This window comes from Carnobacterium pleistocenium FTR1, from assembly GCF_000744285.1.
Taxonomy (GTDB): domain Bacteria; phylum Bacillota; class Bacilli; order Lactobacillales; family Carnobacteriaceae; genus Carnobacterium_B; species Carnobacterium_B pleistocenium.
Window position 1 is genome coordinate 1,769,156 of record NZ_JQLQ01000002.1, and the last position, 25,535, is coordinate 1,794,690.

The 25,535-nt window shown below is 34.1% G+C and carries 27 protein-coding genes and 2 other annotated features; of the genes, 5 read left to right on the forward strand and 22 right to left on the reverse strand.

The window, feature by feature from the left end:
* Nucleotides 1–14: 14 nt before the first annotated feature.
* From BP17_RS08700 to BP17_RS08800, 21 genes are all read right to left on the reverse strand, one after another.
* A complete protein-coding gene (locus BP17_RS08700; protein ID WP_035053536.1) occupies nt 15–650 on the reverse strand; it encodes an amino acid ABC transporter permease in 636 nt (211 codons plus the stop codon).
* Nucleotides 651–769: 119 nt separating this feature from the next.
* Nucleotides 770–1,567, reverse strand: coding sequence for an amino acid ABC transporter substrate-binding protein (locus BP17_RS08705; RefSeq protein WP_035053538.1), 798 nt, complete (start codon nt 1,565–1,567; stop codon nt 770–772).
* Nucleotides 1,568–1,663: 96 nt separating this feature from the next.
* Nucleotides 1,664–1,918: a binding site (T-box leader), on the reverse strand.
* Between the two features lie 24 nt (nt 1,919–1,942).
* The gene (gene minD, locus BP17_RS08710; RefSeq protein WP_035053540.1) at nt 1,943–2,737 is read right to left on the reverse strand and encodes a septum site-determining protein MinD; all 795 of its coding nucleotides are present in this window, start codon (nt 2,735–2,737) and stop codon (nt 1,943–1,945) included.
* Entirely contained in the window at nt 2,728–3,429 is a 702-nt protein-coding gene (locus tag BP17_RS08715) for a septum site-determining protein MinC (protein WP_035055358.1), read from the reverse strand. Before BP17_RS08715 ends, minD begins: the two co-directional genes overlap by 10 nt.
* Nucleotides 3,430–3,471: 42 nt before the next feature.
* Nucleotides 3,472–3,993, reverse strand: a complete 522-nt coding sequence (gene mreD / locus BP17_RS08720) for a rod shape-determining protein MreD (RefSeq protein ID WP_035053543.1) — start codon at nt 3,991–3,993, stop codon at nt 3,472–3,474.
* Nucleotides 3,994–4,845, reverse strand: coding sequence for a rod shape-determining protein MreC (mreC, locus tag BP17_RS08725; RefSeq protein WP_035053545.1), 852 nt, complete (start codon nt 4,843–4,845; stop codon nt 3,994–3,996).
* A gap of 144 nt (nt 4,846–4,989) precedes the next feature.
* Nucleotides 4,990–6,003: a rod shape-determining protein gene (locus BP17_RS08730; RefSeq protein WP_035053547.1), complete on the reverse strand. Its 1,014-nt coding sequence runs from the start codon at nt 6,001–6,003 to the stop codon at nt 4,990–4,992.
* Between the two features lie 350 nt (nt 6,004–6,353).
* A complete protein-coding gene (locus BP17_RS08735; protein ID WP_013710476.1) occupies nt 6,354–6,554 on the reverse strand; it encodes a cold-shock protein in 201 nt (66 codons plus the stop codon).
* Between the two features lie 215 nt (nt 6,555–6,769).
* Entirely contained in the window at nt 6,770–6,970 is a 201-nt protein-coding gene (locus tag BP17_RS08740) for a cold-shock protein (protein WP_034548280.1), read from the reverse strand.
* A 216-nt stretch (nt 6,971–7,186) separates the two neighbouring features.
* Entirely contained in the window at nt 7,187–7,387 is a 201-nt protein-coding gene (locus BP17_RS08745) for a cold-shock protein (RefSeq protein WP_034548280.1), read from the reverse strand.
* Nucleotides 7,388–7,693: 306 nt separating this feature from the next.
* Nucleotides 7,694–7,894 (reverse strand): cold-shock protein, encoded by a 201-nt coding sequence (locus BP17_RS08750; RefSeq protein WP_013710476.1) that lies wholly within the window; start codon nt 7,892–7,894, stop codon nt 7,694–7,696.
* Nucleotides 7,895–8,051: 157 nt separating this feature from the next.
* Nucleotides 8,052–8,744, reverse strand: a complete 693-nt coding sequence (radC, locus tag BP17_RS08755; protein WP_156956022.1) for a RadC family protein — start codon at nt 8,742–8,744, stop codon at nt 8,052–8,054.
* A 58-nt stretch (nt 8,745–8,802) separates the two neighbouring features.
* Nucleotides 8,803–9,462 (reverse strand): HAD family hydrolase, encoded by a 660-nt coding sequence (locus tag BP17_RS08760; protein WP_035053550.1) that lies wholly within the window; start codon nt 9,460–9,462, stop codon nt 8,803–8,805.
* Nucleotides 9,463–9,489: 27 nt separating this feature from the next.
* Nucleotides 9,490–10,794 carry a bifunctional folylpolyglutamate synthase/dihydrofolate synthase gene (locus tag BP17_RS08765; RefSeq protein ID WP_035053552.1) on the reverse strand — a complete coding sequence of 435 codons (1,305 nt, stop codon included), beginning with the start codon at nt 10,792–10,794 and terminating at the stop codon, nt 9,490–9,492.
* Nucleotides 10,795–10,949: 155 nt separating this feature from the next.
* Nucleotides 10,950–13,595: a valine--tRNA ligase gene (locus BP17_RS08770; protein ID WP_035053554.1), complete on the reverse strand. Its 2,646-nt coding sequence runs from the start codon at nt 13,593–13,595 to the stop codon at nt 10,950–10,952.
* 75 nt (nt 13,596–13,670) lie between these two features.
* Nucleotides 13,671–13,903 (reverse strand) — a binding site (T-box leader).
* Between the two features lie 54 nt (nt 13,904–13,957).
* A complete protein-coding gene (tpx, locus tag BP17_RS08775) occupies nt 13,958–14,449 on the reverse strand; it encodes a thiol peroxidase (RefSeq protein ID WP_035053556.1) in 492 nt (163 codons plus the stop codon).
* A gap of 114 nt (nt 14,450–14,563) precedes the next feature.
* On the reverse strand, nt 14,564–15,241 hold the full coding sequence (locus BP17_RS08780) for a redox-sensing transcriptional repressor Rex (RefSeq protein WP_035053559.1): 678 nt from the start codon (nt 15,239–15,241) through the stop codon (nt 14,564–14,566).
* Nucleotides 15,242–15,385: 144 nt separating this feature from the next.
* Nucleotides 15,386–16,984 (reverse strand): amidohydrolase, encoded by a 1,599-nt coding sequence (locus tag BP17_RS08785; RefSeq protein ID WP_035053562.1) that lies wholly within the window; start codon nt 16,982–16,984, stop codon nt 15,386–15,388.
* Nucleotides 16,985–17,130: 146 nt separating this feature from the next.
* Nucleotides 17,131–18,348, reverse strand: coding sequence for a tRNA uracil 4-sulfurtransferase ThiI (gene thiI, locus BP17_RS08790; RefSeq protein WP_035053564.1), 1,218 nt, complete (start codon nt 18,346–18,348; stop codon nt 17,131–17,133).
* A gap of 34 nt (nt 18,349–18,382) precedes the next feature.
* Nucleotides 18,383–19,522: a cysteine desulfurase family protein gene (locus tag BP17_RS08795; RefSeq protein WP_035053566.1), complete on the reverse strand. Its 1,140-nt coding sequence runs from the start codon at nt 19,520–19,522 to the stop codon at nt 18,383–18,385.
* A 165-nt stretch (nt 19,523–19,687) separates the two neighbouring features.
* Nucleotides 19,688–21,409, reverse strand: coding sequence for a septation ring formation regulator EzrA (locus BP17_RS08800; protein ID WP_035053568.1), 1,722 nt, complete (start codon nt 21,407–21,409; stop codon nt 19,688–19,690).
* A 225-nt stretch (nt 21,410–21,634) separates the two neighbouring features.
* Between BP17_RS08800 and BP17_RS08805 the strand changes: the two genes are divergently transcribed.
* The 4 genes from BP17_RS08805 to BP17_RS08815 all read left to right on the forward strand — a co-directional run bounded on the left by BP17_RS08805 (nt 21,635) and on the right by BP17_RS08815 (nt 24,019).
* Nucleotides 21,635–22,102, forward strand: coding sequence for a GAF domain-containing protein (locus BP17_RS08805; protein ID WP_035053570.1), 468 nt, complete (start codon nt 21,635–21,637; stop codon nt 22,100–22,102).
* A 221-nt stretch (nt 22,103–22,323) separates the two neighbouring features.
* A complete protein-coding gene (gene rpsD, locus BP17_RS08810) occupies nt 22,324–22,929 on the forward strand; it encodes a 30S ribosomal protein S4 (protein ID WP_035053573.1) in 606 nt (201 codons plus the stop codon).
* A 331-nt stretch (nt 22,930–23,260) separates the two neighbouring features.
* Nucleotides 23,261–23,431 (forward strand): hypothetical protein, encoded by a 171-nt coding sequence (locus BP17_RS13435; protein WP_156956023.1) that lies wholly within the window; start codon nt 23,261–23,263, stop codon nt 23,429–23,431.
* A gap of 123 nt (nt 23,432–23,554) precedes the next feature.
* Nucleotides 23,555–24,019, forward strand: a complete 465-nt coding sequence (locus BP17_RS08815; protein WP_035053575.1) for an S-ribosylhomocysteine lyase — start codon at nt 23,555–23,557, stop codon at nt 24,017–24,019.
* A gap of 65 nt (nt 24,020–24,084) precedes the next feature.
* On the opposite strand, the gene BP17_RS08820 is transcribed toward BP17_RS08815, so the two are convergent.
* Nucleotides 24,085–24,729, reverse strand: a complete 645-nt coding sequence (locus BP17_RS08820) for a DUF1054 family protein (RefSeq protein WP_035053577.1) — start codon at nt 24,727–24,729, stop codon at nt 24,085–24,087.
* Between the two features lie 328 nt (nt 24,730–25,057).
* Here BP17_RS08820 and BP17_RS08825 point away from each other — a divergent pair, with 328 nt between their 5' ends.
* On the forward strand, nt 25,058–25,507 hold the full coding sequence (locus BP17_RS08825; RefSeq protein WP_035053579.1) for a YueI family protein: 450 nt from the start codon (nt 25,058–25,060) through the stop codon (nt 25,505–25,507).
* The last annotated feature ends 28 nt before the right edge of the window (nt 25,508–25,535 follow it).

A 25,535-nucleotide genomic window follows, 5' to 3' on the forward strand; every position in this document is an offset into this window, starting at 1 on the left:
TTTAACGGCCTCCTTTAGTAATTTGACTTCTTCTCGATAGCATTTAATAGTAAGGTCACTACTCCGGTGACAATTAAATAAATAACTCCAACTGCTGCATATGGAATTAATGAAGCGTAAGTATTAGCTGCAATTTGACCTGCTCGCAATAATTCGCCAATACCTAAAATATAAATAAGTGAGGTATCTTTTACTAATGCGATGACTTCGTTTCCTACTGAAGGAAGTACCACACGCATAACTTGGGGAATGATGATCTTTCTGAATCCATTTATTTTTCCAATACCCAATACCTTAATAGCCTCGAATTGACCTTTTGGAATGGATAAGATACCACCACGAAATATTTCTGCATAATAAGCTGCATAATTTATGATAAATGTGAAAACTGCGGCTGAAAAACGATCAAATGTGATCCCGACAAGAGGTAAGCCAAAAAATACGACCATCAATTGTAACAGCAACGGTGTTCCTCTCATAATGTAAATGTAAACCTGTATGATCCATGATATCCATTTTGGAGCATAAACTCGTACACAAGCAATCAAAAATCCTAAAGGAATGGTTACACTGACAATAATTAAAAATAGCAATAATGTTGTTTTTAATCCCTCTAACAAGTTGGGTGTTATATCGACTATCAAATCCATTTTTTATTCACCTTTTTCTTAATCTGACTTTATTCTGTGATTCATTTATTTTTGATTTCAGTTAATATTCCATCTTTTTCTATTTCAGCTAATACAGTATTCAACTTAATGGGCACTTTTTACTCAGCGAACCATTTTGCATAAACTTCATCGTACGTGCCATCTTCTTTCATTTCGTTCAAAGCATTATCGATAGCTTCTGTTAGCCCATCGTCTTCTTTGCGCATACCAACTGCGTATTCTTCTTCCCCAAAATTGTCTTCTAACACACGGTAACTAATTTCTTCATTTTGGTTCATGTAGTAGCGGCCAAGCGTTTCGTCAACGACAATAGCTTCACTTCTTCCTGAGGCTAAATCATTAAACACATCATTATTAGAAGGATATAGAACTACTTCTTGATCCGCAAATTCTTCTATTATATTTGACTCATCAGCATTAATAGCATCTACTGCACTTGAAGATTGTTGGGCTGAAACTACTTTGCCACTTAAATCTTCCTTAGTTTGAATTTCACTATCCTCTAGTACAACAATAATTTGGCTATTTTCTAAATAAGGTGAACTAAAGTCAACTTGTTTTTTTCTTTCTTCAGTAATCGTGTAACCATTCCATATCACATCAATATTTCCACTTGCCAATTCAGTTTCTTTTAAAGCCCAGTCTATAGGTTGAAATTCGACATCTATATCCAATCTTTCACCAACTTCATTTGCTAGATCAATATCAAATCCTACGATTTCTCCTTCATTATCACGAAATCCCATTGGAGCAAAAGTATCGTCCAAACCTACAACTAAAGTCCCTTCTTCTTTGATTCGATCAAAAGAATCTTCTGTTGTTTCTTCTGCTCCACATCCTACTAATACTGTTGCCATTCCTAAACCTAAAACTATCTTTGCCATTGTATTTTTCATCTTATATTCTCTCCCTTTTGTTTAGTATCGTTTGTTGCTTGCAAGCTGCAGTCCTGAAAAACAAAAAAATCCTTTGATTTTCTATTAGTAAGAAAATCAAAGGACGATTGATATCAATATCGTGGTTCCACCTTTATTCGTAGTCTCTTCACAGAAGACTACCTCATCGCGTTCAAAACTGCTAAACACTAGTACTATAACGGGTACTCCCGGATCAATTTACTTGTAATAAAAACTACGTTCAATTGTCAGCTCAGAGATGTGTTTTCCGTATAGTCCCTTAATTGCTTCCACCACCGCAATCTCTCTATAAAAGTTTCTAAACTTACTTTTTCTCTTCAATGCTTTTAATCATTTTTTAATACTATAGCATAATTATTTGCGCTTGCCAAATATTTTTTGCCAAAATGTTGGTTTTTCTTTTGTTAACGTCATCAAAGGCACTGTTTCCCCTAAAATACGACGAGCAATATTGCGGTAGCCTTGAGAAGCTGGATTCTTTGGATTTAAAACAATAGGATCTCCTTTATTCGAAGAACGAACGACATCATCATCATCAAAGACAATCCCTAATAAATCAACGGATAAATGTCTAGTTATTTCATCAATATCCATTACTTCTCCATCTTGCATCATTCGTTTACGAATACGGTTAATAATCAACCGTGGCGGTTCAAGTTCTGTTTGTTCTAAGAGGCCGATAATACGGTCTGCATCACGTATAGCAGATATTTCAGGAGTAGTTACAAGAATTGCTTGATCTGCTGCTGCAATCGAATTTTGGAATCCTTGTTCAATACCCGCTGGACAATCAATTAATATATAATCATATTCTTTTTTTAATTCGGATACGATTTCAATCATTTGTTGACCATTTATATCATTTTTATCCGCATTTTGAGCTGCAGGAAGTAGATATAGATTATCATTAAAACGTTTGTCTTTTATAATGGCTTGATGTAATTTTGTACGACCCTCTACCACATCAACAATATCATAAATGATACGATTTTCTAAGCCAAGAATAACATCTAAATTTCTTAGACCAATATCCATATCTATCAGACAAACTCTCTTCCCTTGAAGGGCGAGAGCTGTACCTATATTTGCAGTGGAAGTTGTTTTACCTACTCCGCCTTTTCCAGATGTAATAACAATTGCTATACCCATTCGTTTAATCCCCCTATCACTTTATCTAGATTTGGACGTATTTTCTTTAGTTGCTCTAATGGATGAAAATCAAGGATATGTAGATCATTTATATAGGCAAATTCATTTTTTCTAACATTATCATGATAGTCATTCTTTTTTTCTATAATTTGTATACTATCCGCAATTCTAATCTGAGCTTCTGTGTGAAAATCAGCAACGATAACGGAATTTATATTTCCTTCAAATCCAGCATGAGCTATTCCCATCAGTTCTCCGATAATAAAAATGCTTCCCACAGCTCTAAGCATACCCCCTGGATGAATTTTCCCGATAAAAAGAAGATCTCCTGGTGCTGTCAGAACTTGTCCACTTCTTAACGTTTGAACTTCCATTTGCAGACTGGCAGCCTCTTGCCATTTAATAGCTTTTTCAACGGTCACCACATTTGAGGTGATTTTTTTTATTAAAAAAGTACTTTTTGATTTTATTTCTTCAGTTAATAATTCTTGTTGTTCTTGAGACAATAAACGGTTTCCTGTTTTTATTTCTAAATAAATTTCTTTTTGAACTTCGTTAAACCTTTTTTGTTCACCATTCATATGTTCTAATAATTCGTTTAATTCCTTCATGATGGATACAAAAGAAGCTGATTCATCCAAGCTCAATACAAAGCTGCCTTTATTTCCCTTTAATGTCAAACTTTGTTTCACTTTAACAACTCCCTCAGCCAAAATGTTTACCATTAATGCTATCTAATTCCCTTGAATATACTCAATTGTTTTCTTCAAAGGATAAAATACAACAATAAATAAAACTAAATTCAATAGCAACGTTGGTCCCAATCGATCTGCTAGAAATGTTGACCAATTAATTGCTGTATATCCTAACACTTGGTAAAAAAGGTAAAGATAGGTTTCTATTAAACTTAAATTAACAATAATCATCATCCCAATAACAATTGGATTGGGATTGAGAACCTTTTTCATTTTTTCAGTTAAGTAAATGACTAAAGGAAATAAAAGAACATAAACTCCTAAGATTCCTACATAATAACTATCATAAATCAACCCAAAAATAACACCATATGTGATCATCCTACTTCTTGGTATATAAAAAGACATTAGAATAAGAACTAATACAATTAATCTTGGAGTCATAACCTTGGTTCCCTCAAGAAATTGTTCCGAAAAAACAACGGTCAGTAGGCCATCTAGCAAAAATAAAAAGGTAATAACCAATGGAATCAAAGTCGTGGTTTTCCAATTCCCTGTCATTTACTCACCACTTTCAGCGGTTCTTTTAATTAATGTCACATAACGAATATCATTCGTATCCGCTGCTGGAATGATATAGGCTTCTTGAGACAAACCAAAGGAATCTAATTTGACTTCATCAATTGTCCCAATTAGTAATGCACTAGGAGATATGCCTCCTAAACCAGATGTCATCACTTGGTCACCTTCTTTTAATTCTGCTTCATTAGTAATTTGTTTCATAACCAACCGATCTGTCTCAGAATCATAACCATTGACGATACCATGTATGACTCCACCATCTGTATCCACAGAAGCAGCAACTCGATTATTATTTTGATCTAACGTTGTTATTAATTGGACTTTAGAACTAGTAGGATTGACCTCAACAACGCGACCTATCAGCCCGTTACCGGACATTACAGACATGTCTAATTCAATACCATTTTGGCTTCCTTTGTCAACCACTATTTTATCGACCCAACTGTCGGGATTACGACTAAGTACAGCTCCATTAATGGCTTCGTAATCAGATAAAGTATCGGATAGATTTAACTGTTCTTTGAGCTTTTGGTTGTTTTGTTTTAAATCGGCAATTTCTACTTCTGTTTCGTATAATTTATCGATTTTTGATTTTAACAATTGATTTTCTTCATACGTATTTTTCAGACCATCTACTGATTCTAAAAAATCAACAACTGCATTCGTCGGTTTTGCTACTAAACGAGATACAACTGCTGTAATATCATTAGTAAGCTGTTGAATGATAGGAATATTTCCGCTCCCAGTAATTGAAAAAGCTATCAGACCTAAAGAGACTATCATGCTTACTAATAAAATGATTAGTTTTTTATTTGAAAAAAACTGATTCAAAATATCACCTCATTAATTTTACAGGCTTCATTTATTTTAACATAAGTTAACCTAAATAACTCACCTAACTTATTTCTTTTTTCATAAAAATATGCGGGAAGAAAATAAACCTCCCGCACCTTTACAACCCTTATTTAGACCTGATTATCTATTTGCTCTTTTTTTATACATATTAATATGCTTTAATGTTTCACCCGTACCAAGTGCAACGCAATCTAGTGGTTCATTTGCTATAAATACTGGAACGTCTGTTTCTTCAGCAATGACATCACCAATATTTTTAAGTAATGCTCCACCACCAGTTAACACAATTCCATGATCAATAACATCTGCAGAAATTTCAGGTGAAGTTTCTTCAAGAGTTTCTCTAACTGCAACAATAATGCCTTCTATTACCTCTTGAATAGCTTCAGCAATGTCAACAGCTGAAATTTCAATCGTTTGTGGCAGTCCTGTTAGTAAGTCACGCCCACGTATATCCATAACTCCATATTCTGCAGCTTTTTCAACAGAAGCACAGCCAATTTGAATTTTAATTTGTTCAGCTGTACGTTCACCTATTAACAGATTGAATTTTTTTCGTACATAATGAATGATTACATCGTCCATACGGTCTCCTGCTAAACGAATAGAACGACTACTAACGATTCCACCTAATGCAATAGTGGCTACATCTGTTGTTCCACCGCCAATATCTACTACCATACTTCCAGTGGGATCCATCACAGGCAAGCCTGCTCCAATTGCCGCTGCAAAAGGTTCTTCAATGATAAAAGCATCTTTCGCTCCTGCCATTCTGGTAGCATCTACGACTGCTCTTTTTTCAACTTCCGTTACACCGCTTGGCACACAAATCATGACAAATGGTTTAGATGTTGACTTTCCTATTGCTTTTTCAATGTAATATTTCATCATTGCTGCTGTTGTATCGTAATCCGCAATAACCCCATTTTTCATAGGACGAATGGCAACAATTGAACCTGGTGTTCTCCCAATCATATTTCTTGCATCTTCTCCAACTGCAACAATTTCTCCTGTTACAGTATCTTTTGCGACTACTGAAGGTTCTCTTAAAACGATGCCTTTTCCAGCAACATACACATTTGTATTTGCAGTACCTAAATCGATCCCTATATCTTTATTACCAAATCTAAACAAATGATTTCATCCTCTCAAATCTACCTGACCTCTATATTTAAAGTTTTAATTTTCAAATTCATAGCCCTTGTATCTCCATCAATCTAATATTGACAGATAGACACTCAAACAGTATAGCAAAAAAAAGAACAGAATGCTCTAACCTAAACCATCATACTGTATTTTTTTAGTTATGACATCCGTATTTTTCATATTTTAACATAAATTTAAGTAATTCTATATATAAGTAACCAAAATGAAACAGTCTTTATAAAATTAAGCCAGATCTTTTTATTTAGCTATTTTCATTTAAAATAAAAGAAACCTAGTGATTTTTCACTAGGTTTCTTTTATTTTAAAATTGTAAAAGCTTACGCTTTGTTTACGTTTGCTGCTTGAGGTCCACGGTTTCCTTCTTCAACATCGAAAGTTACTGCTTGTCCTTCTTCTAATGATTTAAATCCTTCGCTTTGGATAGCTGAGAAATGTACGAATACATCATCTGCTCCTTCACGTTCGATAAAACCAAAACCTTTTTCTGCGTTAAACCATTTTACTGTACCTTGTTCCATAATAAAATTCCTCCTCGTGCCTTTAGCACATATATTGATATTCTTGCTAACGGTACGAATCAGACTGTTTAAAACAATTCTACGTTATCCTTAACAAAAACATTATAATAATTGTAGCATCCATTGCTAAAATTTTCAAGAGAAACGGTTACATTTTTCAAAAAAAAAGAAGTTGGTCCTTAAGACCAACTTCTCAAACAATTTTCAATTTATAATTAAGCTTTGTTTACGTTTGCTGCTTGAGGTCCACGGTTTCCTTCTTCAACATCGAAAGTTACTGCTTGTCCTTCTTCTAATGATTTAAATCCTTCGCTTTGGATAGCTGAGAAATGTACGAATACATCTTCTGCTCCTTCACGTTCGATAAAACCAAAACCTTTTTCTGCGTTAAACCATTTTACTGTACCTTGTTCCATAATGAAATTCCTCCTCGTGCCTTTTAGCACATAGTGATATTCTTGCTTACGGTGCAAATTATTGGAATGCTTTGAAACATTTCTTTGTTCTACCTAACAAAAATTCTACTCAAGTATACCACGTTACGATATACCGTGCAAGCTACTTTCAAAACAAAAAAAGAAGCTAGTCATTAAGACTAACTCCTTAAACAATTTTTAATTTATAATTTATAATTAAGCTTTGTTTACGTTTGCTGCTTGAGGTCCACGGTTTCCTTCTTCAACATCGAAAGTTACTGCTTGTCCTTCTTCTAATGATTTAAATCCTTCGCTTTGGATAGCTGAGAAATGTACGAATACATCTTCTGCTCCTTCACGTTCGATAAAACCAAAACCTTTTTCTGCGTTAAACCATTTTACTGTACCTTGTTCCATAATGAAATTCCTCCTCGTGCCTTACAGCACATATAGTGATATTCTTGCTTGCGGTGCGAATTGGAATGTTCTGAAACAATTCTATTTTCTACCTAACAAAAACTCAACGTAAGTATATCATGTTTTAAAATATAATACAAGAAAACAGCTTATCTTTTTTTTATTAAAAAAAGTTTTATGAACGCGAACTGCAGCAATCCGCTTTTCCACCATTATTTGTGTTTTCTTGATCCAGGTTGATTGTTTCAAAAAAAAAAAAAAGAAGCTGGCTTTAAGGCCAACTTCTCAAACAATTTTAATTTTTGATTAAGCTTTGTTTACGTTTGCTGCTTGAGGTCCACGGTTTCCTTCTTCAACATCGAAAGTTACTGCTTGTCCTTCTTCTAATGATTTAAATCCTTCGCTTTGGATAGCTGAGAAATGTACGAATACATCGTCTGCTCCTTCACGTTCGATAAAACCAAAACCTTTTTCTGCGTTAAACCATTTTACTGTACCTTGTTCCATAATGAAATTCCTCCTCGTGCCTTATAGCACATATAGTGATATTCTTGCTTACGGTGCGAATTGGAATGTTCTGAAACATTTCTTTGTTCTACCTAACAAAAACTCATAGTAAGTATATCATGAGTATTTTAATTAAGCAACTTTTATGCATAAAGGTTTAACAAATTCCTGTTTCTTTTAAACTAATAAATTCATGTTCACCCACGATAATATGATCCAGCATTTCAATACCCATTAATTCGCCACATTCAGACATCCGCCGAGTAAACTGAATATCAGCTTCAGATGGTTCAGGATTACCCGATGGATGATTATGTCCGACAATGATCCGTGCGGCTGAGTATCTTACGGCTCCTCTAAATATCTCCCTAGGGTGTGCAACAGATGAATTAAGTCCGCCAATAAAAATAGTTTCTTTTTTAATGATCTCATTTTTAGTATTTAAATAAAGAACCACCACATGTTCTTGCTGTAATCCGCGCATTTCTACCAATAACATTTCACCAGCTCTTGTGCTAGAGGTGATTTGACCAATTTTAATTTGCGAGGCTTGTGAAATGCGGACACCTAATTCAATAGCTGCTTTTAGTTCTATCGCCTTTATTCTTCCAATCCCTGAAAGGGCCATTAGTTCCTGACAAGAAGCTGTTTTCAAATAATAAAGATCTTCAAAATGATTGAGCATAGTCATAGCTAGGGTCATAACATTTGTTCCTTTAGTACCTGTTCTAAGTAAAATAGCAAGCAACTCATGATTGGCAAGAGCTTTTTCCCCATAGTCTTCTAGCCTTTCTCTAGGCCTAGATTGAATAGGTACTTCTTTAATAAGATTTACACTTTTTATTGTCATAAAAAATCCTCCTTTTTCACATTATTATTGTCCGCGAAAAAGAAGAAGTAGATTTTATTTATTGATTCTGCTGTTCGATAAAATTTTTGACAGCGATTAGATCAGCAAGAATAGTCACTGTTTTTTCTTTAGCTTCAATAGTTGGTGGGATTAGATCAGGAACCATGATGACGGGAATATGAGCGTCATAGCTTGCCCGAATCCCATTAAGCGAGTCTTCTAAAACAATGGTTTTTTCTTTAGAAGCAGCTGCTTTTAACCACGCTTTTTCATATATTTCAGGACTTGGCTTTGCGCGTGATACTTCATCTCCTCCAATAACGGCATCAAAATAAGAGGTTAATTTTTCCTTTTCTAAAAACAAAGAGACAAGAGACTTGATACTACTGGAAGCAACTATTTTTTTTATTTTTTTACTTTCCAAATAATCTAGCAATTCAATTAATCCCTTTTTTTTACGCAGACCATTAACTTCAACATGTTCAAGCAAGGCTTGACCTCCTTCCTTGATCAGTATTTCAGCTTGTTTGCTTTCATAGTTCAAATAAATTTCTTTATGAAACTCTATATCGGAGACACCAATATACTTTTCGTGAAATTCCCATGTATAATCTAAATTATTTCTTTTTGCAACAATTCGATTCGCTTCGTAGTAGAGTACCTCTGTATCAAACATCAATCCGTCCATATCAAAGATAACTGCTTCAATTTTAGTCATATTCTTCCCCCTATTCAAACAATTTTTTTATTTGTTTGCTAGTTTAAAATATTCTCTGACTTCTGAAATAAAATAGAGTGAACCCGTTACAATTACTACACCATTTTCATCCATCTCATTTAGTGAGTCTACTAAAGCTTCTTGCCAATAGTCTATGACGGCTCCATTTGTTAACATTATTTTATTTAAGTCATCTAGTCCCGCTGCTCTAGGATAGTCAAAACTTGTAAGGATCAAGCGGCTATTCGGTATAGTTTGCAGCTGATCTACCATCCCTTGAATATTCTTATTCTGCATAGCGGCCATAATGATATAGACCTCTTGTTGTGCAAAATTCTTTTTAATTGTTTCAACTAACGTTTTCATTGCATGTTCATTATGAGCACCATCCAAAACAAGAAGTGGCTGCTCATTTATTTTTTCCAATCTTCCAGGCCAAAAGGTATGTTTTAAACCACTAAGCAGCTTTTCGTGATTTACAGCTAACCCGATTTCATGACTATAGACCCTTAAAGCTTCAATAGCTACGGCAGCATTTTCTACTTGATGACGCCCTAACATTCCTATTTGAATAGGACTGAGACGTATATAGTCGTCTTCAAACACAAATTGCTCTCCCCAAGTTGGAAGAGTCTGCCATTTTGTGACAAAGAAATCTTGGTTATATTTTATTACTAAACTATCTTGTTCAGCAGCTTTTTCCTCAATTTCTTTCAACGCTTCCTTTTCAATTTTACCAATTACTACAGGAACAGCTGCTTTAATAATACCTGCTTTGTTTACAGCAATTTCAGACAATGTGTCTCCAAGTAAATTTATGTGATCTAATCCAATTGTTGTGATGATTGAGACGACTGGGGTAATGACATTTGTTGAATCATACAATCCTCCAATACCCACCTCTATAAGGACTATGTCTGCATGTCCTTCACCAAAATAAATCAACATCATCATTGTTATGATTTCAAATTCGCTTGGGCCACCTAATTGAGTTTTTTCTAACTCTTTTGTCAGTGGATAAACGGTATTCGCTAACCGCAAAATCTCATCATCTGATATTGGATTACTATTGACGCTAATGCGCTCATTGAACACTTCAATGTATGGAGATGTATACGTTCCTACTATTTGCCCATTGGCTTCAAGCATATCTCTTAAAAAAGCTAGCGTAGAACCTTTGCCATTTGTTCCTGCAATATGGATCGATTTAAATTTTCTTTCAGGATGGTTTACTTGGCTTAACATCCATTCCATTCTTTTTAATCCTGGTTTTTCACCAAACGTTCTAGTCGCATGAATCCAGTTCAATGCTTCTTCATAAGTAGTAAACATTATTTACCTCCACTTACTTCTATATTCTATACAATACTGTATACTACTTAATTATAAACCACCCTACAGTTTTTTTCACTATCTAACAAAAAAACGAGCAAGAAACTAAGAATTATCCTAGTTTTGCTCGTCTTATTGTTAGAATACTTTAAGGTTTAAAGCTGATTTTTTAATACTTTTATACGTTCTGTTATGACAACTTGTTTTTCGAGGTAATCACTTTGTTTTTCTTTTTCCGCTTCAACCACAGCATCAGGAGCATTTTCTACAAATTTTTTATTTGCTAATTTTCCTTCAACTCTTTTAACTTCGTTACTCCACTTATCTAATTCTTTTTCAAGACGAATGATTTCTTCTTCCAAATTGATCAACCCAGCTAATGGCAAATAAATTTCTGCGCCAGTTATCACGGCAGTCATAGCTGTTTCAGGAGCTTTTACGTCACTTGAAATAGTCAATGTTTCAGGATTACAAAAACGTTCAATATAAGATGTGTTGTCTTTCAAAAATTGTTCGATTGTTTGATCATTTGTTTTAATCAATAATTCGATTTTTTTAGACAATGGTGTGTTCACTTCTGAACGAATATTACGAACCGAACGAATCAATTCCATCAACACATCCATACCTTTAGTTGCTGCTTCATCAGATAGTTCTGGATGGACAACTGGGTATTCTGCTACTACTAATGATTCCCCTTCATGAGGAATGTTTTCCCAGATTTCTTCTGTAACAAAAGGCATGATTGGATGCAATAGGCGTAACGTTTGATCCAATACATAAGCCAAAATGCTTCTAGTCATTTGTTTGGCTTCTTCGTCTTCACCGAACAAGACTTCTTTACTCATTTCAATATACCAGTCACAGAAATCGTCCCAAATAAAGTGGTACAAAATACGGCCTGCTTCGCCAAATTCAAAACGTTCAAATAAATCTGTTACTTTTTCAACAGTCTCATTCAATTTTGTCAAGATCCAACGGTCAGCAATTGTTTTTTTACCGGTTAAATCAATTTGATCTACAGTGAAGTCTTCCATATTCATCAACGCAAAGCGGCTAGCGTTCCAAATTTTATTGATAAAATTCCAAGCAGCATCCATTTTGTCGTAGCTGAAACGGACATCTTGTCCTGGAGCAGATCCATTTGACAAGAACCAACGTAGTGCATCTGCACCATATTTTTCAATAACATCCATTGGATCTATTCCATTGCCCAATGATTTACTCATTTTGCGGCCGTCTTCATCACGAATTAGCCCATGGATCAGTACATTTTTAAATGGACGCTTTCCAGTGAATTCTATACTTTGGAACATCATACGGCTAACCCAAAAGAAAATAATATCATATCCTGTTACTAGCGTATTGGTAGGGAAATAACGTTTGAAATCTTCAGCCTCTTCATTAGGCCAACCCATTGTTGAGAACGGCCATAACGCTGAACTAAACCATGTGTCCAAAACATCTGGATCTTGTACCCAATTTTCGCTGTCTTCTGGAGATTTCATTCCTACGTACAACTCGCCGCTTGTTTTATGATACCAAGCTGGAATGCGGTGTCCCCACCACAATTGACGCGAAATTACCCAATCATGGACATTTTCCATCCAACGCATATGTGTATTTTCAAAGCGTTCAGGTATAAAATTCACTTTATTTTCTGTTTCTTGACTTTCCAAGGCTTCTTTAGCCAAAGGAGCCATATTTACAAACCATTGTGTGGAAAGTCTTGGTTCTACTACAACTCCGGTACGTTCCGAATGTCCGACACTATGAACCATTTTTTCTATTTTGATCAATCGACCTTCTGCTTCTAAATCTTTTACAATAGCCTTACGTGCCTCAAAACGATCCATAGACATGTATTTTCCAGACAATTCATTCATCGATCCATCTTCATTCATCACATTGATTTGTGGTAAGTCATGACGTTTTCCAACTTCAAAGTCATTAGGATCATGCGCTGGAGTGATTTTTACAATACCTGTACCAAAATCCATTTCAACATACTCATCTGCAACAATGGGTATTTCACGATTCATTAAAGGCAACATAACCGTTCTCCCAATTAAGTGTTGGAAACGTTCATCTTCAGGGTGAACAGCAATCGCCGTATCACCTAACATTGTTTCAGGACGTGTTGTAGCGATCTGAACTTCTCCACTGCCATCTGTTAGAAGGTAACTCATATGGTAAAAAGCACCTTCAACATCTTTATGGATTACTTCAATATCAGATAAAGCTGTTTTAGCTTTTGGATCCCAGTTGATGATGTATTCTCCACGATAAATCAATTGTTTGTTGTACATCGTAACAAATACTTTACGGACAGCGTCTGATAGCCCTTCATCCAATGTAAAACGTTCGCGACTATAGTCAACTGAAATCCCAACTTTTGCCCATTGTTCGCGAATCACACTTGCATACTCTTCTTTCCAATCCCATACAGTGTCAATAAATTTTTCGCGCCCAAGATCATAACGTGAGATACCTTCTTCAGCTAATTTAGCTTCAACCTTAGCTTGTGTTGCAATTCCGGCATGGTCCATTCCTGGCAACCACAATGTGTCATATCCTTGCATTCTTTTTTGTCTAATAATAATATCTTGCAAAGTTGTGTCCCATGCATGACCTAGATGCAATTTACCAGTTACATTTGGAGGTGGGATAACAACAGAATATGCTTCTTTTGTCTTATCTCCACTTGGTTTGAATAATCCTTTTTCTATCCATTTTTCATAACGACCAGCTTCTACTTGATTCGGTTGATATTTAGTAGACATTTTCAATTCATCAGTCATCTTATCTCTCCTCTATAATTTTACTTAACAGATTTAAAAAAAAACAAAAAAAGCATTCGTCCTAATAATAAAAATTATTAGGACGAATGCTTTTCACTCGCGGTACCACCTATATTGCATACTTTTTTATAAAAAATATACCTCTTAGTTCCATTTTTAACGGATCGTTACTCCGAACAAAGTTACTTTACTTTCACCTTGTCAGCTCCCAAGCTACTTTCATTTTATTCTGACTAAGAACTCTCAGCAGTTGTTCTCTTCTCTAAAAGCCAGCATTTAAAATTACTCTTCTTGTTCATTGCTTTTTATTTCTTAATAATATCATGAAAAACAGACGATTTCAATATACCTGTTCAATCTGATTATCGTGCTTCTTTAGCAGCTTCAATAGCTTTATTATAATCTGGTTCACTAGTCATTTCTGAAACAATTTCTTGATAAGTGATTTCACCTTTAGAGTCAACCACAAATACTGAACGAGCTAATTTTCCAAGCTCCTCCATAACTAAACCATATGCTTGTCCAAATTCCAAATCATTATCGTGAAGCATTTCCATTGAAATATCTTTTCCAGCACACCATTCAGCTTGTTCTGCTTTTGTGTTATTAGAAATCGTAATCAACTGCACTCCATCTAATTCGCTAGCAATTTTATTAAATGATTTTGCTTGTAAAGCACATACCCGTGTATCGATATCCGGGATCACACTGATCAATACGACTTTTCCGTAAAAATCGCTTAGTTCAACTGCTCCATCTACTAAGTTTCCAGCTTTAAAATTAGGCGCTTTATCCCCAACTTTCGTTTGGATCCCTTTTAATTTATACGGTGTACCTTTTCTAGTAATTTCCATATCAAAAACCCCTATTCTGACTTCATCTTAGAATAGTATACAAATAATAGTTTTTTAAAGCAATGATTCATCAAATTTTTGCAAATCAAAATAGCTATTTTACTCATCTTATCTCTAGCTATTTTGTTGGTTATCTTCATTTAAAACTGCTGGATACAGAGCTTCATTTTGATAAACCATTGTAAAAATTTCACTAGAAAAGTCGATATATTTCATTTGGATATTAGTAGGTACTTTTATTCTTCCCGGAGCAAAGTTTAATATAGATGTAATGCCTGCATCAATTAATTGTTCCACCACTTCTTGAGATACTTCACTAGGTACCGCACAAATTGCAGTATGAATTTGCTGGTTTACAACTAGTTCTTTCATCTGCTCCATAGGAAAAATTGGAACACCTGAAATTTCCGTGCCAAAAAAAGGCGATTGGATATCAAAAGCACACTTGATTGTAATATTTTTTTCTTTTTTAAAATTATTTGTTAAAATGGCTTTTCCAAGGTTCCCTACGCCAACGAGTACTACATTAATGATATTATTCACATTGAGTAATTCACGAAATACTTCTGTTACATAGGTCACTTCATACCCATATCCGCTTCTTCCTAGTTCCCCAAAATGAGAAAAATCTCGTCGGATCGTTGCAGAAGGAATTTGCGTAAGTTGACTTAATTCCTTTGATTTTATACGTTCTATACCGGTATCATTTAGTTTCTTTAATGAACGGTAATAAATAGGCAGCCTATGAGCTGTAGCATTTGGAATTTGATGTATTTTAGTATTTAGTTCCACTATTTCTGCCCCCTGACCTTCAATTTCTTCATTATCATATCATCTTTAAATCATTAACTCAATACAATTGTGATGTTAATCACAATTTTTTAGCGATAAGAATGATAAAATCTGTTTTATTAGTTGAACAAATGTTATTAATGATCAATTATTTTTTTTAAACACTATAGCCCCACCTACAACTGTTTTCGAAACTTTCATTTCACTCAATGCCTCTTTTTCAACCATAAAAGGGTTTTTCTTCAAGATAGTAAAATCACTTACATAGCCAGTTTTTATTTTTCCTCTAATATTTTCTTTGTACCCAGCGGTTGCACTTCCAATCGTATAAAGCGATAAAGCTTCAAATACTGAAAGCTCTTCCTCGGGGAAATAACGTTTTTCACTATTTCCTCCCCTAACAGTCCTTGTAACAGCTGAATGGATACCATAAAAAGGATTCGGTATTTCAATTGGTGCATCACTACTTCCAGCTAATGGGAACCCAGCATTTTTTATACTTTTCCAGGCAAATGCTAAAGACGGATGATTTTCACCTAAAACATCTAACGCCCAAGGCAAATCACTGCTCATAAATTGCGGCTGCACATCAAAAATCAAAGGCAAATTTTTCGCTTTTTTTAATAGTTCTTCACTCAGCCAAGGAGTATGGATCATGCGATCGAGTTGCCCTGGTAGCGGTGGAAACTCACGAAGTGTTGCAATCACTTTTTCAAAAGCTTTATCCCCTAGAATATGGATGGCTACCGGAAGTTTAGCTTTACGTGCTGCTTTAATCAACGAAACAAAGATCTTATCAGATTGAATTTGTAGACCATGGTTAGCAGTTTCAGCATAAGGTTGGGTCATTAACGCTGTCCGAGAGCCCACAGTTCCATCATAGAATATTTTCATAGCGCCTAATTCTATGAATGGATCACCTGCTAAAAAAAGTTCTTCAGAACGATTGTAAGCTTCCAACTCCTCATGATGAATCAATAAATGTACGCGAAAAGCTTTTTTTTCTTTTTTGATCACATCACGAAAAGTTTTCAAAGTCCCCTCGAATCCATTAAAATAATGTAGATCCTCGGAGTGAGCACCCGTTACCCCCTTTGACCATAAATCTTCGATTGCTAATGCTAAATACTCCTCTTGTTCTTTTGGTGTTGTTGATGGAAAAGAATTTATAGCTAGGTTAGTAGCTTCATCTTTTAAAACTCCAGTAACTTTCCCTTCTTGATTTAATTGAATTTCTCCACCGCCACTATATATCTGTCCATCTTTGATTCCAATCTTGTTGATCAATACGGTATTAATGACCACATTATGGTAATCAATTCTACGGACCAACAAAGGATGCTGTGTTGAAATAGCATCTAAATCTATTCTTGTTATAGGTGTTGGATCATCTTGCCATTCATTTTCATTATATCCTTCAACAAATAACCATTCATCAAGAGCGAGCTGCTCAATCGTTTCGCGAATTTTATCCATGCTTTCTTTTTTACTCTTTGACTGATTTAAATTTAAGCGAGCAAGACTCAATCCATACCATAACAAGTGCAAATGGCTGTCTACAAAACCAGGAAAGACTATTTCACCATTCAAATCAACTTCCTCAGTTATTTCTTTATCATAAGTATTTTTCAACTCTTTTTCTTCACCTGTAGCTACAATCTTTTCACCATCAGTGATCACAGCTGAAACCGTTTCTTCTTCTTTTTCCATTGTATAAAAAAGACCGTTTTTCCATAATTTCACTTTGCTTCCTCCTGCCTAATTCTTTTATTTATTATACCTTACTTAAGATTTATTTAGCATCCAAAAACCAACAAAAGTGAGACAATATAAAAAGAGCTGACTACAACATATGCATTCAGCTCTTTTGGGTATTCTATTTAAAATTGTTACAATAAACTTGAAAAACCAGCTTTTTGCTGTGCTTCTGATGTATCTCCAACTTTAATTTTTGTGATTACTAAATTCTTCATCACTCTTTCTATTAGTCCATCAATATCAAGACGATCTTCAAATTCACGAGATTTCTCTAGTTTAGGTCTCGTTTTAGGTGATGGTGGCGCAAATATTGTACAACAATCTTCAAAAGGTTGAATCGATAATTCGAATGTATCTATTTTTTGAGCAAGTTCAATGATTTCATTTTTATCCATTGAAACCACTGGTCGAATAATAGGAGTAGCTGTCACATCATTGATGGCTATCATGCTGTGTAACGTTTGTGATGCAACCTGTCCTAATGATTCCCCATTAATGATAGCTAAACCTTTACGTTCTTTGCGGATAAGATCAGTCAATCTCATCATCATTCTTCGCGTAACGACCATTAAATAATCTTCTGGAACGGTTTTCTTAATTTCTTCCTGAATTTCGGTAAAAGGTACTTCAATAAATTGGACACTCCCTGAAAAAGCAGCTAATTTAGCAGCAAGATCTTTCGCTTTTTGGAGAGCACGCGGACTTGTATATGGGGGGCTATGGAAATGAACAGCTTCAACACTTACACCACGCTTCATGGTCAAGTAACCTGCTACAGGAGAGTCAATTCCACCAGATAACATTAGCATCCCTTTTCCACTTGATCCTACAGGTAAACCACCTGCTCCTATAATAGTTTCACTAGAAATAAAGAAGCCTTCACTCCTAATTTCTAATCGCAAGTCAATATCAGGTTTTTTCATTTGAACTGTTATACCTTCAATTTTATTGGAAATTTCTGCTCCAATTAGTTGGTTCATATCGTTTGTATCCAACTCATACTCATGGTCTGAGCGTTTAGTAGTAACTTTAAATGTTTTTCCTTCTGCATACAGTTCTGCTATCATTTCGACTGCAACTTTTTTTAAAAGTTCAATATCTCTCTCCAAACGTCTAACTGGAGAATAAGTTTGAATCCCAAATATAGTTTTCAATCTACCCAATACAGCATCACTTTCTGCACCATTGAGTTCTAAATGCATCCGATCACGCAAGCCACTTACTTTCAGATTTTCAAAATCGTGTAAGGCAAACCTTACATTTTGAGCCAATTGATTGATAAAAACTTTTTTATTCTTTCCTTTTGTTGACAGTTCGCCATAGCGTATCATTACTTCATCGTATTGCATGTATTGCTTGCCTCTTCTCTATTATGCTTTTAGTTTACTTAATATCTTTAAACTGTTGGTACAAGTGGCTAAATTCTTCCATAAAAATTTTTGCTTCCTCTAACGTATTCGTATCTGTCAAACTGATACGTACTGCACTCGTTGCTAACTTCCCCGGTACATTCATCGCTACTAAAGTACTAGAAGCCGTACCATTACGACTAGAACAAGCACTTGTTGTTGAAATATAAATTTCTTTTTTTTCAAAAGCATGGACCATTACTTCTCCTCGGATTCCTTTTAAAGCAAAACATAAAATATGAGGAGCACCTTCTTTTTGCGAGAAAATTGAAACTTTTTTATATCCTTCTAGTTGAGTCATTAAATAAGTTTTTATTTCTTTTTGATTTTGTTTTTTCTCTTCTGCTTTTTCAAGCAAAAGACGTAAGGCTTTAGCCATTGCCGCTGCACCAGCTACATTTTCTGTTCCGCCACGCTTACCTAATTCTTGTCCTCCACCATTTAAAAGCGGAGCAACTTTTTTCCCTTTTTTGATATACATAAATCCACTACCTTTGGGTCCGTGAAATTTATGAGCAGAGAATGTTGCTAAGTCAATTCTTGACTCTTCACCTAACAGTAAAGAAATTTTCCCAATTGCTTGTACCGCATCTACATGAAAATGAACCGTTGGATGCTGTCTCAAAACTTCTCCTATTTCGACGATAGGCTGAACACTTCCAACTTCGTTATTAACAGCCATTATCGAAACTAAAATAGTATCCGACCTTAGAGCTTCTTTCAAATCAGAGACGGACACTGTTCCATTAGAATCAACAGGTAAAATCGTAACATCAAATCCTAGCATTTTCATTTGAGCAACGGATTCCTTAACAGCAGGATGCTCAATAGCTGTTGTGATGATATGGTTCCCGAATTGCCGTTTTTCAATTGATGTTCCTTTAATAGCCCAATTATCCCCTTCTGTTCCACCACTTGTAAAATAGATTTCTTCAGGTAAAACGTGCAACAAATCAGCTATTTGTTTTCTAGATTGTTGAAGTAAACCATCAGCATAGTTGCCCAACTGATGTAAACTGGAAGGATTGCCATCGATGGTTTGGCTTATTTTTTCAAATGTTTGTAAAACATTTTTATCTATACTAGTTGTTGCACTATTATCAAAATAAATCATTATATTGTCACACTTTCTTTTAAAATTATTCCTCATAAAAAATTCTTTACTCATTATAACAAAAACCTTTTTGAATACAAGGCGGATTCATTTTTCAACAAAATAAAACAGAGTAGCTTTTCACTACTCTGTTTTATTCTTCAAAATTAGATTCATTTATCTCAATTATTTAGCATTTCTGCTTTTTTCTTCATAATATTGATTTTCAACCTTTTTGAATGAACCAGGTTCTACAACTTCTAAGGCCGTCGAAATAACTTCAAGCGATTCTTTATATTGAAATTCCTTATTGAATAAATCATTACTTTCTAAAATAGCTTCTGCGATTTGAGGATAATCATTTCGATATCTGTTAGCATATTGCATCATATATTCTGTTAACAACGCACTATCCACAATTTCTTCAGTCTTATCGATAAGCAGTTCAACATCATCTTCACACAGCTCACACATTTTCTTTATATCTGTCATATTGATTTTTAATTTATTTAATTCTTTCGCTAATTTTTCAATGCGTTCTGTCGTGACAAAAAACAAATCTAAATATTCTTCAGGTAAACCAGGTAAATGTTGTTTTTCAATGTAGCGTTTAATTCCACGCATATTAAACTCAAAGTCATCAATTTTTTCTTTTACTTCTGTTTCTTCCTTACGTAGATCAGTCAATTGGTTGATTAATTCTTCTTGTTTCTCCTCAATCTGAGTTAACCTATTATTATCTTCAGCATAGCTTTCTGCTACAACTGTGTATACAGCTTGATTCTTTTCCATCCCATTATTAAATGTTTCAAAATTCAATTGAATTTCTTCAATCTGTCTTTGCATATCTTTAGGTTGTTCAAAAATCGTATCATTAAGTGTGTAACTTTGAGATACTCGATCAATTTCAATCAATAATTGTTGATTCCTTTTATTCACAAATTCAATTAACTCCGCCAAATTAGGTTGCTCTTTTTCCACCATTTCTTTAGCGTTTATTTCAGCTTCCATGACATCATACAAATGATTGATTTTTTCTTCAATAATCGAATTTATTTTTTCAACTTTTTCAGTTTCACATTGCTTGATTAGTTTTTCGCTTTGTTTTATATCTTGTTCAATTTCAGCAATATCAGTTGCTAATCTATCCTCTAAGAAAATGAAATGTTGTACATCTTTTAATTCATGATAACCTTCTTTTAATTCCTGAACTTGAGCTGGAAATTCATTACTAACTTCTTTAACTAAACTTGGAATAGTAGTAACTGCATCATTCAACTCGTTTGTCTCAAAACTAACTTTTTTTAATATTTCCTCTGCTTCATTATGATCTCCTGAAGAAGTTAAATCAGAAAATTCAGCAAAGCTCAGCTCCAAAAATGTCAACTGTTTTTCAAGTTTATCTAGCGCCGGACCAAAAGAGAAACTTTGGGTCAATAATTTTTTTCGTATACCCTGATACTTTTCTTGAACTTTTTTAATTGCTTGATTATTTTTTTCTTCGCTTTTTAATAATTCATCTAGTGCTAATTGAATTTCTTTGATTTTCTTTTCAGTACTTTCAATCAGCTGGTTACTTTTATTCTCAGCTTTGCCAGCTTTAATTAACTGCAATCGGTCTGTCGCTTGTTCAGCGTCAAATAAAAAATTCTCTATATCTGGAAATGCAGTCAGTTCAATTTGTTTCCATCTATCTTTCCATTGATCAAAATTTTTCTCTGTTTGCCCTGTTAAAGACAAACTTTTAACATTCTGAATCATTTCAGTAACTGATGTATCCATTAACTCAAATTTTTGTTGTTCCAAGTTATTAATATTTTGATAATGCCTTTTTTTCAAAAAATAACTTATTGCATAAGATGCAACAGCGATTACAATAATAACTATTAAAACAGTTTCCATTTTCATTCTAAACCCTCCGATTGAGTTACTGCTAACTTCATTATTAACTTCACAAAAATAGTTTTTTTATTTATGTATCAATGTAGCGATTTACCTAATTTCCCAATAGGGATTTACTTATAAAAACTCCTATTGTATATTATAGCATAGAAGAATTCATTCTCACACCTCAATTTAGAAAATCTTAATTTTCTAAATTGTTGTGAAATTTTTTTGAAGGAGTGTATATATATGACAAAAGAATCTGTTTATTCATTAACAAATAAACAATTGAGTGCCGTAATCGGTGATGAGTCTAATTTCATTGCTAATTTTAGTAACGCAGCCGCTTTATTATTTGAAAACTTACCTACTATCAATTGGGCAGGGTTTTACTTATATGAAGCTGCTTCTGAAGAACTTGTCTTAGGCCCTTTCCAAGGCAAAGTAGCTTGTATAAGAATTCAACCTGGTAAAGGGGTATGTGGAACAGCTTTTTCTAAAAAAGAAAGTATTTTTGTTAAAGATGTTAACCAATTCCCAGGACACATCGCTTGTGATGCTGCTAGCCAGTCTGAAATTGTTATTCCACTAGTCAAAGATGGTCGTGCTATTGGCGTTTTAGATATTGATGCTCCGATTACTGACCGTTTTGACGAAATCGATCAAAAATATTTAGAAGATTTTGTCAAAATCCTCTTAGATTCTTCAAGTATCTAACGGTATAGCTTGACTTTTTAATGTTTTATAGCGTATACTTGCGAATGTGTAAAATAATGCAGCGTGAGAGTGGTATTCACGTCAACAGTTCATTGCCAGTAATGGTGCAATTGCGTAACCTCTGGCTGCAAAGGTGAAGATTGAAAAATGGACTGCACGAAATACTGAACTTCAACTTATTATTTTACTCCAAAAAAAAATTTTATTGGAGGAATTACATTATGTCACGTTATACAGGTCCAAGTTGGAAAGTTTCTCGTCGTCTAGGCATTTCACTTTCTGGCACAGGTAAAGAAATCGAACGCCGTCCTTACGCTCCAGGTCCTCATGGTCCAAACAGTCGTAAAAAATTAACTGAATACGGTCTTCAATTACAAGAAAAACAAAAACTACGTCATATGTTTGGTTTGAATGAACGTCAATTCAGCAACTTATTCTTAAAAGCTGGTAAATTCAAAGAAGGTAAACATGGGGAAAACTTCATGATCCTTTTAGAACAACGTTTAGATAATGTTGTTTACCGTTTAGGTTTAGCTACTACTCGTCGTCAATCACGTCAATTAGTAAACCACGGTCACATCCTTGTTGATGGCAAACGCGTTGATATCCCATCATACAGCGTTTCAGTTGGACAAGTTATTACTGTTCGTGAAAAATCTAAAAACATGGAAATTATTAAATCAGCTGCTGAATCATTATTTGGCCGTCCTGAATACGTAACTTTCGATGTTGAAAAATTAGAAGGTTCATATAACCGTTTACCATTAAGAGATGAATTATCTGCTGAAATCGATGAAACAATCATCGTTGAATACTACTCTCGTTAATTTTAATTAGAGTAAAACAGCTTTTTAAACCCACAAACATTTACCAAAATGTTTGTGGGTTTTTTTTCTATTTCATTCTCCGCCTTAATAAAATTTTAGAGCACAAAATCAATTCTATTTTACTCGTTGTTAACCGTTTTAAATACTATGTTATAAGGGTTTATATGAATTTGATGAGAAACAGAAAAAAAGTAGTTCAAGTATATTTTCATCTAACAATTTTTGTGGTAAGCTTTACTAATTAATAACTTAGCAATTATTTATTTCGGTAACTTGGTTTTTTTATAGTTCCTATTCACTAACTTTATTCCACTGAAAAGGAGTGTACAATGTGTCTAATAAAACAGTAGTAGAGGTTACTGGCCCTTCCGTCAAATTAAAAAGTAGTAAGTCTAAAATTGTTATTCATTATCAAGATGATTTTAATGCACTTATACATTATGAATTTATTGTCCGAAAATTCAATGAAGAAAAAGATAACCATAAAGATGATAAACGCTGAAATTTTATATTCAGCGTTTTTTTTATTTATCATCACCTTCAAAAAAATTTTCAGTATTTCTATAGAAATGGTACACTAGATATTAATAACTTAAATAACGTTAAAAAAAGGAGTAATTAATTTATGACAACCAAAATGAATGTAGAAAGCTTCAATTTAGATCACACAAAAGTTAAAGCACCTTACGTTAGATTAGCAGATAAAAAAATTGGATTAAATGGTGATAAAATTTTAAAATACGATATCCGCTTTTCACAACCCAATAAAGAACATATGGACATGATGAGTATTCATTCTTTAGAACATTTAACCGCTGAATTGATCCGTAACCATGCAGATTATATTATTGATTTTGGTCCTATGGGATGCCAAACAGGATTTTATCTAACAGTGATCAATCATGAAAACTATGATGAAATTTTGGACGTGTTACAAAAAACAATGGAGGATGTTTTAGTCGCTACTGAGGTTCCAGCAAGCAATGAAACTCAATGTGGCTGGGCAGCTCATCACACTCTAGAAGGTGCACAAAACTTAGCCAAAAATTTCTTAGCAAAACGCGATGAATGGCATATTGTATTTGCTTAATAATTTATTTTTCTCAAAAAAGGGTTCAATGCGCTTAATAAGCGCATTGAACCCTTTTTTTGTTTTCAACTATTATTTTCTTTTATTTCATATGTCCCATAAGCCTGTTTATACAGTGGTACTAACTGCAAAAATGTATCAAGTATATATTGTTGAGTCTCCGTTGGACTCAATGAAAGTAAATCATCGGCTAAAAGTTGTCTCCCAATTAAAAACTCTCCTTTTTTTATTGTCTGCCATCGAATCAACCCACTCAATAAATCAGCTTCATGAATGGGTACCACTTGCTCTTTCGTATGATCCCATGAAATAACATAATCGTCAGGAATACTGAATAATAAAGTTGGATCTTCAATTATTTGTAAAGCCATTTCTTCTTCATGTAGCGGATTATCAATAAATGCTAGCCAAATAAAAATATGCGTTTCATACAATCCTAATTGGAAATGAGGATATTTTTTATATCCTCTATTATTCCCTCCAATTGCTAGCCATGTATCTTTTGGAGCATTTTTCGTTCTTCTTATATGCTGCGCGATATGGATAGGCAGGCTTTCTACATTTAATTCAGCAGCTAATACTTTTACAAATTCTTGCCCTAATTTATGAAATTTTGGTTGGATCTGTTTTCGAATGGCTGACATTCTTGGTTCCAGCCCTTCAATTGTAAAGACAGCAAAATCATCTTTAGTAAATGTACAATTTTCCATTTTAACACCCCTGAGCACAACTATTATGATTCAATAGCTGTTTTGATTTCTTCTATTATTTATTAACTGTGTTGACTATATTATTATCGATTTTATCTCCACTAATTGCAAAAACGCAGTCAATGACAACTAACAAATCTGAACTTCATTCCTACTGTCAATTGTTTAGATTTTTTTATAAATAACAATATTTCACAGAATTTTTGCACGAAATTGAGCAAACAAAAAAGTTTTAATTTACATAAGTTCATGATATACTAAAATTTAATCCAATGTAACGTTTAAATTTATTTTCGGTTGCTAACTATTATCCAAGGGGGCTTTTAAAATGGCTGAAAGAGACACTCAAGACTACCTGACAAAAGGTATTTATGGGAATAAAAAAACGAATCCTGATGAAAGAAACAAGTACTTTGGTAGTCTTAGAGAACGTGTTTACTTATCTATGACTGTTGAGCAGCTTGTTTCTAATGACTATCTTGAATCTTTAAAGAAAGAAATTCAACTCCATCCAAATCAACAACTATTGTTAAATGGACAAATTGATATGAATCTATTAAGTCCTTATATTAAATTAAGTCAAGAAAACGATTGCTCTTTTCGAATCGTATCTGATGAAGGAGCTCAGCGCAGTCCTCTAGGTTTAATTTATGTTTCAACAAATGCAGTAAATGAAGAAGTAATTGATGCAGCAACAAAGTATCCCCAGACTTCTCCTCCAAAAGAGGAAGAGGCAGAAGAGAAAAAGGATTCCTTTTTCAAAAAATTATTTTCTTAATACGCAAGTCTGAAAAAGCTAAATGATT